The following is a 17,302-nucleotide window of genomic DNA, read 5'->3' as shown; positions in this document are numbered from 1 at the left end:
ATAAAAAAACCATCACACTTTATGATAGTGTGATGGTTTAAACTTTAATATAAGTGATAAGTTACCTACTGATGCAATCCTTCCTTTACACCCACAAGTGTAAAATCAAGATGCTTCTTCACTAGATCTGCTTCTTTTACTTTTACAATTACTTCATCTCCTAGTGTAATTTGATTACCAGATTTTTGTCCTATTACAGAGTAGCTATCTTGGTCAAATTCATAGTGATCACCTTTAATATCTCTTAAGCGCACCATTCCTTCACATTTGTTTGAGATAATCTCTACATAGATTCCCCATTCTGTAACTCCAGAAATAACACCTACAAACTCTTCATCCTTATGATCTTGCATGAACTTAACTTGCATATACTTGATGCTATCTCGTTCTGAACTTGTAGCTAGCTGCTCCATTTGTGAAGAGTGCTTACATTTCTGTTCATACTCTTCTTCACTAGCAGATTTACCACCATCAAGATAATGCTGTAATAATCTATGCACCATTACATCTGGATAACGACGTATAGGCGATGTAAAGTGACTGTAATAATCAAATGCCAAACCGTAGTGACCTATGTTATCTGTAGAGTATACTGCCTTACTCATGGTGCGTATAGCAAGTGTATCTACCATGTTTTGCTCCTTCTTCCCTTGTACATCTGTAAGAAGTTGGTTTAAAGAAGAGGTCGTAGTCTTACGATCTTTTAAGTCTAATTTATAACCAAACTTGCCTATTACTTTTTCAAGAGATGCTAGTTTTTCATCATTAGGCTCATCGTGTATTCTGTATACAAATGTCTTTTTAGGAGCTTGCTTTCCTATAAATTCAGATACTTTTCTGTTTGCCAATAGCATAAACTCTTCAATGAGTTTATTTGCATCCTTAGAGGTTTTAAAATAAACGCCCTCTGGATTCATGTCATCATCAAGCTTGAATTTTACTTCTACTTTATCAAAAGAAATAGCTCCATCCTTCATGCGTTGGCGGCGCATAATCTTAGCAATTCTATCCATTTCTAATGTTGCTTCTACAAGCTCATCAGATACTTTATAGGCTTCTCCGGTAAGAGAAACTTCGGCTGGAATGAGGTTTGATCTGCTTTCTATAATTGCCTGTGCTTCTTCGTATGCAAAGCGGGCATCACTATAAGTTACCGTACGTCCGTACCAAGAATCTACTATTTTTCCAGAGTCTGCTTTCATTTCAAACACTGCAGAGAATGTATACTTCTCTTCATGAGGTCTTAATGAGCAAGCGCCATTACTCAATATTTCTGGTAACATAGGTACTACCCTATCTACAAGATATACTGATGTTGCACGCTCATAAGCTTCATCATCTAGTATCGTTCCCGGTACGAGATAATGACTTACATCTGCAATGTGAATTCCTATCTCATAATTACCATTCTCAAGTTTTTGAAAACTTAATGCATCATCAAAATCTTTTGCATCCTTAGGATCTATGGTATAAGTGAGCACATCACGCATGTCGCGACGTTTTGCAATTTCTTCTGCTTTTATAGACGTATCTATCTTATTTGCAAACTCTTCTACCTCTTCTGGAAACTCATATGGAAGTCCATATTGAGCAAGGATAGAATGTATTTCTGTATTGTGCTCTCCTGGTTTTCCTAAGACCTTTGTAATTCTTCCAAAGGGAGAATCTGCCTTATCTGGCCAGTCTTCTATAGTTACCACCACTTTATCACCATCTTCTGCCTTGCCCAGCTTTTTAAGCGGTACAAAAACATCGGTGTACATCTTGTTTGACTCAGAAGTAAGTACAAAAGCAAACTTCTTCTGAAGTTTTACTACGCCTACAAACTCTTCAGTTTTGCGCTTAATTATTTTTGTAATCTCTCCTTCATGCTTCTTGCTACGGCGCTGACGGTAAATATATACCTCTACTTCGTCACCATTTAAAGCTTTATTTAAGTGATGCGGCGGTACATAAATGTCTTGTTCGAGATCATCTACCATCACATAACCTCCACCTTTTCCAGATACATCTAGAATTCCGGTGTGGTAATTTTTATTTGAAGCAATCTTAAACTGGCCGCGTTCTTCTTCTATAATCTGCTCTTTGGCCTTAAGTTGCTGTAAGTGTTTGATAATTTGGTTGCGGCTGGATGGATCGTCTACATCAAGTTTGGCCGCTATTTGTTTGTAATTGTAGGTTTTTTGGTGATCGTCTTTTAATATTCTAACGATTCTTTCTGAGAGGTTTGATATTTTTCCTGGTCCTCTCCTTCTCTTCTTGCTATTCATCTATTTTATTTCTGTCACAAAATTAGTCCTAAAAAGCTCAACTATAGCTTTTATGTTAAAAATTTAAGGTTTAGTAACGTTTTGTATACTTTAATTTGTTTTTATACGCTTTCGCGAAAGCGTACTTTAAAGATATAATATCTAATGCAACTCTTATACCGTTTTATGCAGTCTCACAACCCTAACAAGATCTATACTAAAGTTTAACACTCTAATTTTAACAAAATATTAGTATTATCTTAATAAAATCTTAATTTTGCTGTAACGTTTTGATTTTTATTACGTCTTTAAGTAGATGACAACTATGAATACCTCCAAATTAATACATAAAAACACGATTCTGCTCCTTGCTATATTCTTAGTTGGGGTAATTGTCGCTGTGGTATATATCAATGCAGCTTTTGAAGAGGAAACAAATAGCCGTCATACAGCAGCACCTGCTACAACCAAAACAGTTTCTTACCACTCGTAAATATCATTTAAGCTTTCTTTTGAAACGAATCCTTCTTCTTTTTATAAAAGATAGAAGCATATACTCATGTCTTGAGCTTTCTAGCAAACTTCTTTTCAAGGATACAGAAAGATAAGTACCCTTTTTAAAAAGTAATTCACTCCAGGATAATACAAAATAGTCACTCCCTTTTTTCAATGAATTTACTAGAGAGACGTTTCATTTTACAGAATTCAATTTTTTAAATTTTAGATGTTATTCACATATATATATATATCATTTGTTTTCTTTTAAAATTTTAAAAAATAATGATGCTTATTATATACTGTGAATAGCGGTATAACTTTTAAGAAGGATTATTGTAAATATCACTTTTTGATAGTTGTTCACACCTTATCATACAGTTATGATATTGTTTTTCTACTGAAAACATGAGGTTTATGAATCACTGTTAACAAATGTTGATAACCATAGATTATTACAAATTGCTCATAAGTCGAGTTATCAACTTATTAAAAATCGGCTCTTTTTGTGCTCATAAAATTGATCACTATTAAACAAAGAAAAATTTGGTTCGTGTACCCTAAGTCTAGTATTGTTTTTTTAATCTTAATCTGCAAGTAGAGTTATCATTTACCGTCAAAAGTTATTGACAAACGCTATCAACAGGTATTCAAGGGTTATTAACAATAGTCTATTATTAGAACATTTAATCCCTAATTATGATAATTCACTATGTAAATATTGATTTAAATAACTACATATTAGTCACTTAACGTTATTAACAATTGTTGTGCTTTATACAATAATGTAGTTAAAACCCATCACCCACCTTATTGTTCATATAAGAAGGATATCACGTTACCACTTATTCATAAAACGAGAATGCTATTCCTTAACTTTGATGTGTAAAACAAACGTACTATGAAAATCTCTATAGGTAACGACCACGCAGGAACCAGTTATAAGAATCTTATTGTAAATTTTTTAAAAGAAGTTGGACATACCGTTAATAACTACGGTACAAACGATGATGGAAGTGTTGATTATCCAGACTTTGGACACCCTGTCGCTAGCGATGTAGAAAAGGGTGAGGCAGATTTTGGGATTGTTATTTGCGGTAGTGGTAACGGTATTGCCATGACTGTTAATAAACATCAAGGTGTAAGAGCAGCACTATGCTGGATTAAGGAAATTGCAGTGCTTGCACGTGAGCATAACAACGCAAATGTAATAGCAATTCCTGCCAGATATACCTCAGAAAATCAAGCACTAGACATGGTTAAAGCTTTTCTCGTAACAGATTTTGAAGGCGGACGCCACCAACGACGCGTAGATAAGATAGCTTGTAAATAACTTAAAAAAATTCGCTGCGCGATATACATATGGAAGAAGCTGGCATTAGTTTTATTATAAAGAAGTACGAGTTTATAAGTAGAGACGAGTTATATGACATACTACAGCTCAGATCTGAAGTTTTTGTTGTAGAACAAGACTGTGTATATCAAGATATAGATGGTAAGGATGATAAGGCCGTTCATGTTTTAGGTTATAAAAATGATGAGCTCATTGCTTACACGCGTATTTTCAAACCGGGTGCTTACTTTGAACAAGCTAGTATAGGTCGTGTTATTGTAAAAGAAAACCAGCGTAAGTTCAAGTACGGCTATGATCTTATGAACGCATCTATAGAAGCCGTGCATAAATACTACGATGAGCGCATTATAAAAATATCTGCACAGAAGTACTTAAAAAGCTTTTACAACAACTTAGGTTTTAAAGAACAAGGAGCAGAATATCTAGAAGATGGGATTCCTCACATTGTGATGATCAGAACATAAAAATAACTTATAATTATTGAGATAATTATATGGTTGAGTTACGCTTTCGCGAAAGCTAAGACGTTTAATAAAAAGCTATAATGATGACTCTCAAATTTTTTGAAACAGAGCGATTATTACTCATACCTACTACAGTAGATGATGCTCCATTATTTCTTGAATTACTCAATATGCCTAAATGGCTTGAGTTTATAGGCGATAGAAATGTACACAATCTTATAGAGGCTCAAACGTATATCAAAACAAAAGTGCTTCCACAGTACGAACGTCTTAGTTATGGCAATTATACGGTGATTAGAAAGGCTGATAACGAAAAATTAGGCTGCTGTGGTCTCTATGATAGAGAAGGTCTAGATGGTGTAGATATAGGTTTTTCTTTTTTAGGAAAATTTGAAGGAAACGGCTATGCATATGAGGCTGCAACTTGCTTAAAAAACGCCGCCTTCAATACATTTAAGATACCAAATTTAGGAGCCATCACCATGGAAAGTAACATCGCCTCCCGAAAATTACTAGAAAAAGTAGGACTTAGCTTTACAAAAAACATACAGCTAGAAAGCGAAGAACTGATGTATTATGAGCTTGAAAATACAAGATTGTAACAACTACTTCTTAGCCTTCACTTTTTTGATATAAGTCACATAAATTTCCACGCGCTTATCCTCAGAGGGATCACCACCTAGTGGAAATCTGCTTCCAAAACCTTGATAACGCATGCGTTTTTTTGCAACTCCTTGATCTGCTAGATAATCATAAATGAACTTTGCTCTTGCTTCAGAGAGATTGCGCTTGCCTGTTTTAAGATTGATACCATCGCGACCATGATCTACACAACACACATGACCTTGAATCTTAAATATGATTTCTGGATGTTCTTTTAAGTATTTGGCTAGCTTTTTTAGATCATTGTATGACTTCCCGTGTATGTAGCTATAGTTGGTTTTAAAAAGAATATTCTTAAGTAAAATACGATCTCCTTTAGCTATCGTATCTTCCTCGTAGTTTTTATAGCGATCTATTTTGGTCGTGATTTCTTCAGCCACTTCTACTTCTTCTGGAGTAGTCTTGCGGGCTTGTTTTAGAGAAACGATAATCTCTACTTTTCGATTAAGTTTACGTTGTATCTCGCTTCCCGCATCATCTAATCTGGTGAGTAAAAGCTCTCCCTTTCCATCAGAATTTTTGATAATTGTGTCTGCAACACCTTGCAACATAAAAATGTCCTTAATGGTATTTGCGCGATCTTGCGAGAGACGTTTATTATAGGCATCTGTGCCACGATCATCACAATAGCCATAAATAGATATATCTTCTATTTTATCCTTAGGCAGCGATGCGATAAAGCGATTCAAAGACGCTAACTCCGTTTTAATAAGCGCCGATTTATCGGTATCAAAAAAGGTTTCATGAGTGCGATCTACTTGCGCACTTGCAGAAAGTACACAGAGGTAACATGCAATATGTAACGCAAGGAACTTAATAATTTAAAATCTTACTATAGCGCTTACTATCATTAAGTACAGTAGTCGCTTCTTTAATTTCTGTATTGTTAATAAGCTGGTATTCATACAGTCCATCACGATAGAAATATCGTTTTACAATCTCATCAATCAGTAAATTTTGAATCTCCTCTTGACGCTCATCTATTGCTTTCTCTTTAGCTTGTGCAATAGCATTGTCTAGTTGTGAGTATGCAGCTTGTACTTCTTTTTTAAGATCATCCTTCTCTGCTTGAAGAAGCGCTTTTGCAAATGCTTTTTCAGTCTCGGTCTCATAGTTGAAACCTGTACGTGTCAAGAAGTTTTTAAAATCATTAAAATCTGCTTGAGACCATGAGAATTCGCTCATATCGCTGTACTGATGCTTGTAATAATAATCTGTAGCATATTCAAAAATGGCGTTATCCTTGAGTAGCGCCGTAGTTACGGGACTAAGCTTTGCAGATGATACTTGAATGTCTGGTAGTACACCACCACCATCAAAAACCTTACGGCCGTTCTTAGTTTTAAACTCGTTATAATCTTCAGAATTCGTACGCACGGCATTACCATCATTATCACGATTCCAGTAGTCTAATGCTTGTATACAACGTCCAGAAGGCGTGTAATAGCGAGATATTGTAATCTTTACAGAAGTTCCATACGTAAGTGGCTTAGGACGCTGTACAAGGCCTTTCCCAAAGGTTCTAGCACCCACTACCACTGCCCTATCATAATCTTGTAAACCGCCTGATACAATCTCAGATGCAGAGGCAGATCTACCGTTTACGAGCACCACTAGTGGTATTTCAATATCCACTGGTTCTTGCTGGGTTACATAGGTTTTATTATACTTTTTTACAACAGACTTTGTCGTAGTAATAAGTGAGCCCTTAGGTAAAAAGAGATTACAGATATTGATAGCTTCACTTAGTAACCCACCACCATTACCACGTAGATCTAGAATGATTTTTTTTGCCCCATCCGTCTTTAAACTTACGAGTGCATCCTTCACTTGGCTTGATGCTTTTTTACTAAAAGTAGTAAGTACGATATACCCAGTATCTCCATCAATTAATTTTGAAAACGGAACCGCATCAATCTCTACAGAAGAGCGTTTTATCGTAGTGGTATTCGTTTTTCCTTGACGTTCATAAGTGATTATTACTTCACTGTTAGGAGCTCCTTTTAATAAATCTCCAGCATCTCCGTCCATATCTGCAACGGTGATATCTCCTATTTTAAGGATATTGTCACCCGCTTTTAATCCTGCTTTATCTGCTGGATATCCTTTGCGAGGCTCAACAATGGTCATTTTATTAGCTACATTTCTTACCGTTGCTCCTATTCCAGAGTAATCTCCAGAGCGATTAATTTTGGCGTCCTCAACCTCTTGCTCAGTCCAGTATTTAGTATAAGGATCAAGATCTGCAAGCATCCCTTCTATCGCACTATCCATCAATTCTGCAGGGTTAGTCTCATCTACATAATTCATGTTAAGCTCCTTAAAAAGCTCTGTAAAAATTTCGATTTGCTTTGCAATTTCAAAAAAGTCACTTTTAAAACTTACCGTTCCTATACCAATCGCAACCGCAATGATGGGGATGAATATTTTCTTTTTCATAATCTTTTATATCTGTAGTAGACCGTAGTTGTGAGTATAACGCTTTCGCGAAAGTGTACGTATATTATTTACTTTTCTTTTTTATCCAGCGACGCACAAAAAACGTGCTTACACTTAACAAGATAAGAAATGGCCAAAGATGCAACAAACCTAAAAAGAATACCGAAACACCGTTCCAGCCACTTTTAAGGGCATTCATCATTTTTGAGCCATAGGAGTTTGTGACCTTAGTCGCCACCTCGTTCTTATAAAAATGGATGTGTAGAGTGCTTAGTGAGACTTGGCTTTGTAGGTATTTAAGTCTTCCTTGTTTTGCTTCTATTTCTTCTCTTATTTCTGCAAGTTCGCCTTCTATCTCTAGCATTTCTTTGACATTTTTTGCCTTAGATAGTAAGTTAATGTAACGATCTTCTAGCGCTCGCTTTGCCTTAAGGCGGGCGTTGAGGTCTACAAATTCTTCGGTAACGTCTTTTTGAGAGATGGTCTTCTCATCAAAATATACGACACCTTTTGAAATCTCGTCAAGTGCCATCTGGAAGTTACGAGTAGGAACACGTACGGTAAGATTTTGAAAAACACCGCCGTAACTTTCTTTACCAGAATTATCATTCTGTATATATCCTTCAGTCTTTTTAATAATATTGAGAATATGTGCATGGGTGGCCGCCATATTCGGAGTTTCAAAACGTAGATTTCCTGTTTTGATAATTTTTTGTGCAGTGGCTTGAGTATCTGGAGCAGTTTCTTCAAGTACTATTTCATCAAGCTCCATATCGTCATAAGCCTCGTAAGCTAGTCCTGGTTCGCTGGTGCTAGAAGTACCTTTATTAGCATTCTCACATGAAAGAATAAGTAAAAAACTAAGAAGTAGTAGGAGCTGTCGCATCGTTAAAACGTTTTATAAGTTTGACCATTGCCTTATGAAGAACTGCTTGCGGGACTTCCTCTTGGCCTGTATATAAAATAAGCATCGCAAATGTCGTGCCTTTTGTATCTATAAGGTCTTTATGTAAACGATATGACTCTCGCATTAAACGTTTTATGCGATTACGAGAAACAGCCAACTTAAAATTACGTTTGGATACAGAGACTCCAGCTTGTACCATGTAAGCATCAGTAGATAGTGGGGTCTCTATATAAACCATCCTAAGCGGAAAAGACTTGACAGACCTTCCCTCAATAAAAAGGGTGTCTATCAGTTTTTTAGACTTTAATTTTTCGGCTTTTGGGTAGGTATGTGGCATTGCTGGCAAAGATAGTAGAATTGAAATAGGTTGTGTGGTAGTATTACGCTTTCGCGAAAGCAAAAAAGCACATAAAATTATGGATAAAATACGTTTAATAGGAATATATCCATAAATTTGTAGCGTGAACGAACTACAACCTCATAAAGTAAAAAGAGCCAAAGAAGATTATGCAGGTAATCGGTCTGTGCAAACTGGTTTTCCCAGTCCTGCAACGCACTATCGCGAGCCTATGATTGATCTCAATAAAGAGCTCAGTTCTTCTCGAGATGCGACATTCTTTGTACGCGTCAAAGGGGATACATGGAAGGAGTACAATATTCTAGACCAAGACGTTTTAATTATAGACAGAGCTTTGAATCCTAGTCAGGGCAAACTTGCTTTGGTAGTAACTCCAGACGGTTTTGATGTACAGAGAATCAACACCAATAAAACGGTAGAACTCTGGGGAATGATAAGCTACATAATTCACAAGGCGCTATGATTGCGATGGTAGATTGTAATAGCTTCTACGCCTCGTGCGAGCAAGTATTTCGTCCAGATTTGCGAGGAAGACCAGTGGCTGTACTGAGCAATAATGATGGTTGTATTATCGCAAAAAATAAAGAAGCAAAAGCGCTCACACACATTCCTTATCGCGATCCGCTATTTAAAATCAAGGGACTGCTTGCGCAAAATGATGTGACTCTATTTTCATCTAATTATACGCTGTACGGCGATATGTCTGATCGCGTGATGAATGTGCTCAGGGACTTCTCACCAGCCGTTGAGGTGTATAGTATAGACGAGTCATTTGTAGACCTATCTGGTATTACCCATGTTAACCTTGAAACGTATGGGCACCAAATAAAAGATACCGTTGTGCGAAGCACAGGAGTGCCAGTAGGCGTGGGAATTGCACCTACTAAAGTCCTTGCAAAACTTGCCAATAGAATCTCAAAGAAGATAGCACGCTTTAATTACGTCTTTGTCATGGACACCGAAGAACGCCGTATAGAATGCCTCAAATGGGCCGAAACAAAAGATGTCTGGGGACTTGGTAAAAAGCATGTAGAACGCCTGGCAAATGTAGGTGTTTTCACAGCTTATGATTTTACACAATTGCCGCTAGCGTGGGTACGCAAAGAAATGACGGTAATAGGGGAGCGGCTCTGGCGCGAACTCAATGGAGAATCATGTATTCCTTTTGATACGCTTCCGCGAAAGAAAAAAGCAATAGGTACCGCAAAGTCCTTTGGAAAAAAATTGGATAATCTTCCTCAAATTGAGGAGGCTTGTGCTTACTACATAAGTGAAGTAAGCGAGGTGCTACGGTTCCAGAAATGTTGTTGTACACAGCTGCGCATATATCTTACTACAAACTACCACAGCACAAATGACGTGCAACATGCAGATAAGACCATTGTCACTTTATCTGTACCTACAAATGATACTTTCTTGCTTATTGTAGAAGCAAAAAAAGCATTGAAGCGAATCTACAAGCCAGGATTTAAGTATAAAAAAGTAGGAGTAGACCTTTTAAATCTCATCCCAGAGGAGCAAGTTCAAGGAAACCTGTTTATGCCCGAAGCAACAGGAGATAAACGTCTCATAAAAGCCTTTGATGCTATTAATAACCGCTACGGGAAGTCTACCGTTTCTGCGGGATTATCCGGAACCACAAAAAGTAACAAGGAATGGGAACTCATCAAAGAAGAGCGTAGCCCAAGATATACCACGCAATGGGATAGTTTGCTGGAGATAGGGGAATAAAAAAACCAACCCGCAATGGGTTGGTTTATAATATTATATTCTTAAAAGAGTTCCTTACTCTTTCTCCCAAACGTTATCTGTTTGATCAATATCTGCCATCATTGATGTAGGATCTATCTTCATCATTTTTACCTCACTTAGTGGTGCATCAATGGTGAATGTATATGTAGGGTTTGTCCAAGGCCAGTCTGCTAGTTGTTCACGAGTGATGTTTGGTGTTGGGTTTGGCTTTTCGGCGCGCATCATACGTAGTGGCATGTAGTATGATTTTTGAGAACCATCTGCCATATCTACATAAAAATCTATAGGCATCGGCATGAGTCCTTTTCGCGTAAGCGTAACCTTAGTTTTATTACCATCTGCTTCTACACTTGTGATACCATAATCAATAGTGTTTGTAGTCTGTGCCCAGTCCATTAAGTACCAGTCTAGCTCCATTCCAGAAACTTTTTCTGCAGTACGTTTAATGTCGTTAGGTGTAGGGTGCTTGAAAGAAAAATCATCAAAGTATTTTCTAAGCGTTTTCTTAAGATTGTCTTCACCAATAACGTATCCTAACTGTGCAAGAAATACTGCTCCTTTGCTGTATGCAGCGATGCTGTAAGGCATGTTCTCGTTATAACGATCTGCGTGCGTTGTTTGTGGTTGTTCTTTACCGCTTTTAACGAGGTAATAGTAGCCTCTGTACGACCCAGAAAGCGGATTAGGATTATCACCTCCTGTAAGTTCATTTTCGGCAAGAGAAGAGATATATGATGTAAATCCTTCATCCATCCACTCGTGCTTTGCTTCGTTACTTGCTAGTAAGAACTGGAACCAAGTGTGCGCCATCTCATGTGCAGTCACGCCAAATAGGCTTCCAAACTTGCGCTCACCAGTAATAAGTGTGCTCATCGCATACTCCATACCACCATCACCACCTTGTATCACAGAGTACTGCTTGTATGGATAGGTACCTACGTGCTTATTATAAAAGGCAAGTAAGTCTGCCGTCATAGGCTGGAGTTTTTTCCAATTTTCTTTGATAGACTCTTTATTTTTATAGAAAAAGTGAAGTTCTGTATCATTTTCTCCCATGATCATGTCGTGCACATAATCAGGATCTGCAGCCCAAGTAAAGTCATGTACGTTAGGTGCTTTAAAGTGCCATTGTAATTTACCACGCTTTGCATTTTTACCTGGCTTCATAGAAGTTCCTGCATACCCATGACCCATATCTTCTGGATCTTGCAAATATCCTGTACCACCTACTGTATAGTTCTCATCAATATTGATTTTTACATCAAAATCTCCCCATACTCCGTGAAACTCACGGGCGATATAAGGATCTGCGTGCCATCCTTCAAAATCATATTCGGCCATTTTTGGGTACCACTGTGTCATAGATAGTGCAACGCCTTCCTTGTTGTTACGACCACTACGGCGTATCTGTACAGGTACTTGACCTTTAAATTCCATCTCAAAAGTAGTAGTTGCTCCTGGTGCAATAGGAGTTGCAAGTTGTACTTCAAGTACCGTTCCCGCTACTTCGTAAGTTAACTTCTTACCATCTTGGGTAAGGCTATTTACTTTGATAAACCCAATCTCATCTGGAGCTAGCTTACTGATACGATCTTTTACACGACCATCTGGATCTGCAATATTGCGTGAGCGCACGTCCATCTCGCTTCCTGGTTGGAACGCGTTAAAATATAAGTGATAAAAAACACGGTCTAGTGTCTCAGGAGAGTTGTTTGTGTACTCTAGCTTTTGTGTACCATCATATTGATAGTTTTTTACATTCATGTCGATTTCCATTTCGTAATCGACGTGCTGTTGCCAGTAAGAGGTGTTGTTTTGTGCATACGCTTTCGCGAAAGCGAACAACGATACTATCACCAGTAATTTGTAAGCGTTTTTCATTATAGATTGATTTAAAGTTAAAATCCCAAACTCCGTTATTGAGGAGGTTGGGATTTTGAGAAATTACTAAAATTATTTTTGTAGTTCTGCTAGTTTAAAGGCGTTGTACATATTTACCATTTCGCCAGATTTTGATACTTCATTAAAGCGTGCTTGCTTTTCTGTATCTCCACCTAGAATTACCGAAGTATTAGTAGTAAGACCACTCTTCATGATAATGTTTTTAACCTCGTTTGCAGAAAGCTTAGGGTAGTAGCTACGTAACATTGCAGCAACTCCAGCTGTGTTAGGCGCAGCCATAGACGTACCGCCTAGATACTCATATGTGTCTTCTGGTGTAGTAGAGTAAATATCTACTCCAGGAGCAAATACATCTACATTAGATTTCCCATAGTTTGAGAAGTTTGCAAGTAACTGGCTTCCATACTTAGGTGCTAGAGCGCCTATCGTTAAGAAAGTATCTGCCATTTCTGTTACGTTATCTAATTGATCATTAGGATACACACGGTTTGCTGGATCATCAAGAGATAACCCTTCATTACCTGCAGCATTTACGATAAGCACATCATTTTTGGCAGCATACTTTATTGCATCATATACCCACTCAGGATTCTGTGCGTAGTATTTTCCAAAAGAGGTATTAATCACCTTTGCACCATTATCTACAGCGTAGCGTATCGCAAGTGCGATATCTTTATCATACTCATCTCCATCTGGCACAGCGCGTACTGCCATAATCTTAATGTTGCTATTTGCAACACCATTCATTCCTTTACCGTTGTTACGTGTTGCAGCAATGATTCCTGCTACGTGCGTACCGTGCTTTGCACCGTCTGGCTCAGGTCCATATACATTATTATTACCGTATTTTGTGTCTGTAATATCGTAAGGATTGTCGCCTAGCACTTTTCTAAAATCGGCTGTTTTATTATAGTTTGCTTCTAGCTGACCAGTAAAGTATTCAACACCTTCATCTATGTTTTTCATAAAGTCAGGAATACTCTCTGTGTACTGAAACATTTGAGTAATAAACCCAATGTGGTTCTGCATCTCGGCAGAAGGGTTTTTAATAGTTGCAAGATCTGCTTGCGTGTAATCTTCTTTTCCTAATGCTTTTACTATCGCAGGATGTGAAGATTTAAGCTGGCTAGCAATTTGCTCGTATTGTGTTTTTTGACGCTGTGCACCTGCAACTTTCTCGTCATACTCAGCTTTTGCTTTTTGGTATTGTAAGAAGATATCTTTTTGAGACGCAGGAATAGTTGCTAGTGTTTTACCAGCAAACTCACTTTCAAAACGTTTGATGATACGTACAAATTCAAGTTGCTCTGCACCTACATCACCTAGAAAATTCCAGCCATGTATGTCATCTATATATCCATTGTTATCATCATCCTTACCGTTACCAGCAATCTCTTTTGGATTCGTCCAGATGCGACCTTTAAGATCTTCATGGTTAATGTCAATACCAGAATCTATCACAGCAACAATTACTTGCTGTCCAGACTTACCAGGAAGAATTTCGGCATACGTGCGATCTACGCTCATGCCTGGGATGGTATCAGTTCTAAGATCTCTTGAGCTCCATGCTTGTTTCTCACTTTCTGTAAGTGCAGAAACTTTGAGAGGGTTGCTATCTACATTTTCTACGGGTACAGTTACCAGTGCAGATGGAGTCTCACAAGAGGCTAAAAAAGTGGCAGCCATTGCTGCAATCACAAGAGATTTTGTGTGTTGTAAATTCATCATATTAGTTAAATAAGTCTTTAAAGGTATAAATTTCATTTGCACGCACGCCTTTCTCGGTGTGCTGTACGGTAATAATTTCATTGTGAGCATCGTGCTCTAGCCATAGATAGTAATTATTATCTGCAGCGATATTTAAGAATTGTTCTTTCTCGCTTATAGAAAGTAGCGGTCTTGTATCATAACCTGTCACATAAGGAATAGGTAAATGCCCTAAAGTAGGGAGCAGATCTGCCATGAAAACAATGGTCTTACCTTGATACTCAATATGTGGTAGCATTTGTTTTTCTGTATGACCATCTGCAAAGAGAATACCAAAGTTGAGTTCGCTATTTTTTTGAAAAGCCTGTTCTCCTCGTTCTATAAAGTGAAGCTGTCCACTTTCTTGCATAGGGATGAGGTTTTCCTTTAAGAAACTAGCTTTCTCTCGATTGTTTGGCTCAACAGCCCATTGCCAGTGATTTTCATTGGTCCAGAATTTCGCATTTTTAAATGCAGGTTCATAACCTGTTCGGTCTTTATTCCACTGGATGGCTCCACCTACGTGATCAAAATGTAGGTGCGTCATAAATACGTCTGTAATGTCATCACGGTGAAAACCATATTGAGCAAGTGATGCATCTATAGAGTGGTCTCCCCACTGATGGTAATAGCCAAAAAACTTTTCAGATTGCTTATCACCCATTCCATTATCAATGAGGATAAGTCTGTTGCCATCCTCTATAAGCATACATCTAGCGGCGATATCTATAAGATTATTAGCATCTGCAGGGTTTGTTCGGCTCCAGATAGTCTTTGGAACAACGCCAAACATGGCACCACCATCTAACTTAAAATTTCCGGCTTCAATGGGATATATTTTCATAAATAAGGTTGCATCTAAGTGGGATTACTACAGTTACGCTTTCGCGAAAGCGTGAAAAATGTAAAAAAAGAGTACTATTCCCAAAAACAAAATCTCTGCAAAATACCAAAAAGGCGCTTTTTAAACGGTTGGCACCCCTAGTTTTTAACAAAGAATTGTAACTTCACAACGACCGCCAAAAACGGAAAAACACTAATATCGCATCAAAACAGAATTACCATGTTAGAACTCGCTGGAATCATTATTTTAGGAATCATTGCACAATGGGCCGCATGGCGTTTAAAATTACCAGCAATTTTACCATTATTACTCATAGGTCTCTTTGTAGGACCTGTATCTACTTTAATCTCTGAAGATGGTACAAAATGGATAGAACCTATATGGAATGGGGAAGAAGGACTTTTTCCAGGAGAGAGTTTGTATTGGTTTGTATCGCTTGCTATATCTATTATCCTTTTTGAAGGCGGACTAACTCTCAAACGTGATGAAATTAAGAATGTAGGCCCAGTAATTACAAAGCTTATTTCCATAGGAAGCCTTGTAACATTTTTAGGAGCAGGATTTGCTGCCTACTGGATATTTGGACTTAGTCTTCAGATCTCTTTATTATTCTCAGGACTTATCATTGTAACAGGTCCTACCGTGATATCGCCTATTTTAAGAAACGTGCCGGTAAAGCGAGATATCTCTACAGTACTTAAATGGGAAGGGATTCTTATAGATCCTATAGGAGCACTTGTGGCAGTATTAATGTATGAGTTTATCTCTGTAGGAGAAGGGGCAGCTTTTACTAAGACGGCCTTAGTGGAGTTTGGTAAAATTGTACTTTTTGGAAGTACGTTTGGGTTTACGTTTGCTCATGCGCTGGCTTTTATTATCAAAAAGAAGCTTGTACCACATTATTTAATGAATGTATTTACACTAGCCGCAGTACTAGGTGTGTTTGTAATGTCAGACCAGTTTGCTCACGAGTCTGGACTACTTGCAGTAGTAGTGATGGGGATGGTGCTAGGAAATATAAACCTTCCTAATATTAAGGAACTACTATACTTTAAAGAGTCATTGAGTGTCTTACTTATCTCTGTACTGTTTATTTTGCTATCGGCAAATATGAATCTTGTAGATCTTGAGTTATTATATCGCTGGGAGACACTAGCGTTATTCCTTGTAGTGGTATTTGTGATACGACCTATAGGCGTCTTTTTGAGTACTTGGGGATCAGACTTACAGACGAATGCCAAGCTGTTTATTTCATGGGTAGGACCACGAGGAATTGTAGCAGCAGGTATTGCTTCACTTTTTGGGTCTAAGTTGTTAATAAAAGGAGAACCAGGAGCAGAGTACATCACACCATTGGTATTTATGATTGTACTGGGTACCGTATTATTGAATGCAACTACTGCACGATTATTTGCAAAGATGGTGGGCGTATTTCTTACTAAATCTGAGGGTATTCTTATTGTAGGAGCATCAGAAATGCCACGATTAATAGCCAAATATCTTCAAAAAAATGGTCGTCACGTAGTTCTTCTTGATAGTAATTCTAATCATATACGTACAGCAAAAGAAGCTGGGCTCATGGCGCTAGAAGCAAATGTTTATGCAGATGATCTTACAGATGACGTTGAGCTTAGTGACATAGGATATTTAATGTCATTAACAGGAAACAGCGATATTAATAAGTATGCGATTAACCGTTTTAGAAAGCAGTTTGGAGAAAATGGAGCTTACCGTCTTATCTCTAAGAGAGAGATGGATAACATCGCACAACTACCTAAAGAAGGATTATTCTCTGCAACAGATGACTTTTTTAATATGACAGATGTTACGAGACAGTATCCTACAATCAATGAGGTCGCCGTATCCTCAAAAGAGGAGTACATGGCTATAGGAAAACTTGTAGCAGAAGATAAAAATATGATTCCGCTATTTGTAAAAAAGAAAAACAATACTCTTGAAATTATAAGCTCATTTATGCAAGATGTAGATGTCAAATCTTTTGAGGGAAGCCACTTAATTTACTTAGGAAAACCTATAGAAGAAGAAACCCTTGCGAAAATTGCTGAGGCAGGAGAGCCAGTATCAAACTCAGATGATGAGGTGATTGTACCTATAGGGGAATAATCAGG

Annotated in this window: 15 protein-coding genes; 7 read left to right on the top strand and 8 right to left on the bottom strand. The window is 37.7% G+C overall.

Annotation, left to right across the window (positions count from 1 at the left end):
• Positions 1-65: 65 nt before the first annotated feature.
• Positions 66-2,270 (bottom strand): ribonuclease R, encoded by a 2,205-nt coding sequence (gene rnr / locus KRODI_RS05790; protein WP_013750651.1) that lies wholly within the window; start codon positions 2,268-2,270, stop codon positions 66-68.
• 304 nt (positions 2,271-2,574) lie between these two features.
• On the opposite strand from rnr, the gene KRODI_RS15585 reads away from it, so the two are divergent.
• The 4 genes from KRODI_RS15585 to KRODI_RS05775 all read left to right on the top strand — a co-directional run bounded on the left by KRODI_RS15585 (position 2,575) and on the right by KRODI_RS05775 (position 5,164).
• Positions 2,575-2,742: a hypothetical protein gene (locus tag KRODI_RS15585; protein WP_158307000.1), complete on the top strand. Its 168-nt coding sequence runs from the start codon at positions 2,575-2,577 to the stop codon at positions 2,740-2,742.
• 903 nt (positions 2,743-3,645) lie between these two features.
• Entirely contained in the window at positions 3,646-4,077 is a 432-nt protein-coding gene (gene rpiB, locus KRODI_RS05785) for a ribose 5-phosphate isomerase B (RefSeq protein ID WP_013750649.1), read from the top strand.
• 29 nt (positions 4,078-4,106) lie between these two features.
• Positions 4,107-4,562 (top strand): GNAT family N-acetyltransferase, encoded by a 456-nt coding sequence (locus tag KRODI_RS05780; RefSeq protein ID WP_013750648.1) that lies wholly within the window; start codon positions 4,107-4,109, stop codon positions 4,560-4,562.
• Positions 4,563-4,642: 80 nt separating this feature from the next.
• Positions 4,643-5,164: a GNAT family N-acetyltransferase gene (locus KRODI_RS05775; protein ID WP_013750647.1), complete on the top strand. Its 522-nt coding sequence runs from the start codon at positions 4,643-4,645 to the stop codon at positions 5,162-5,164.
• 3 nt (positions 5,165-5,167) lie between these two features.
• Here the strand turns inward: KRODI_RS05775 and KRODI_RS05770 are convergent, their stop codons facing one another.
• The 4 genes from KRODI_RS05770 to rnpA all read right to left on the bottom strand — a co-directional run bounded on the left by KRODI_RS05770 (position 5,168) and on the right by rnpA (position 8,908).
• Entirely contained in the window at positions 5,168-6,022 is an 855-nt protein-coding gene (locus KRODI_RS05770; RefSeq protein ID WP_041295635.1) for an OmpA family protein, read from the bottom strand.
• A 16-nt stretch (positions 6,023-6,038) separates the two neighbouring features.
• Positions 6,039-7,664 carry a S41 family peptidase gene (locus KRODI_RS05765; RefSeq protein WP_013750645.1) on the bottom strand — a complete coding sequence of 542 codons (1,626 nt, stop codon included), beginning with the start codon at positions 7,662-7,664 and terminating at the stop codon, positions 6,039-6,041.
• Positions 7,665-7,728: 64 nt separating this feature from the next.
• Complete coding sequence (locus KRODI_RS05760; protein ID WP_013750644.1) at positions 7,729-8,550, bottom strand: DUF4349 domain-containing protein; 822 nt, start codon at positions 8,548-8,550, stop codon at positions 7,729-7,731.
• Positions 8,525-8,908 (bottom strand): ribonuclease P protein component, encoded by a 384-nt coding sequence (gene rnpA, locus KRODI_RS05755; protein ID WP_013750643.1) that lies wholly within the window; start codon positions 8,906-8,908, stop codon positions 8,525-8,527. The genes KRODI_RS05760 and rnpA overlap by 26 nt, the downstream gene beginning before the upstream one ends.
• Before the next feature lie 124 nt (positions 8,909-9,032).
• Here rnpA and KRODI_RS05750 point away from each other — a divergent pair, with 124 nt between their 5' ends.
• Entirely contained in the window at positions 9,033-9,392 is a 360-nt protein-coding gene (locus KRODI_RS05750; protein ID WP_013750642.1) for a S24 family peptidase, read from the top strand.
• Entirely contained in the window at positions 9,389-10,660 is a 1,272-nt protein-coding gene (locus KRODI_RS05745) for a Y-family DNA polymerase (protein ID WP_013750641.1), read from the top strand. Before KRODI_RS05750 ends, KRODI_RS05745 begins: the two co-directional genes overlap by 4 nt.
• A gap of 54 nt (positions 10,661-10,714) precedes the next feature.
• Here KRODI_RS05745 and KRODI_RS05740 read toward each other — a convergent pair whose 3' ends face one another.
• The 3 genes from KRODI_RS05740 to KRODI_RS05730 form a co-directional block, all read right to left on the bottom strand.
• Positions 10,715-12,562, bottom strand: a complete 1,848-nt coding sequence (locus KRODI_RS05740; RefSeq protein ID WP_013750640.1) for a M1 family metallopeptidase — start codon at positions 12,560-12,562, stop codon at positions 10,715-10,717.
• Between the two features lie 72 nt (positions 12,563-12,634).
• Positions 12,635-14,308 carry a S8 family peptidase gene (locus KRODI_RS05735; RefSeq protein ID WP_041295820.1) on the bottom strand — a complete coding sequence of 558 codons (1,674 nt, stop codon included), beginning with the start codon at positions 14,306-14,308 and terminating at the stop codon, positions 12,635-12,637.
• Positions 14,309-14,312: 4 nt separating this feature from the next.
• Positions 14,313-15,173 carry an MBL fold metallo-hydrolase gene (locus tag KRODI_RS05730; RefSeq protein ID WP_013750638.1) on the bottom strand — a complete coding sequence of 287 codons (861 nt, stop codon included), beginning with the start codon at positions 15,171-15,173 and terminating at the stop codon, positions 14,313-14,315.
• Between the two features lie 219 nt (positions 15,174-15,392).
• Between KRODI_RS05730 and KRODI_RS05725 the strand changes: the two genes are divergently transcribed.
• A complete protein-coding gene (locus KRODI_RS05725; protein ID WP_013750637.1) occupies positions 15,393-17,297 on the top strand; it encodes a cation:proton antiporter in 1,905 nt (634 codons plus the stop codon).
• Positions 17,298-17,302 lie beyond the last annotated feature (5 nt).

Source organism: Dokdonia sp. 4H-3-7-5 (assembly GCF_000212355.1).
Taxonomy (GTDB): domain Bacteria; phylum Bacteroidota; class Bacteroidia; order Flavobacteriales; family Flavobacteriaceae; genus Dokdonia.
The sequence above is the reverse complement of the archived record's forward strand: the minus strand, read 5'-3'. Positions and strand labels throughout refer to the sequence as shown.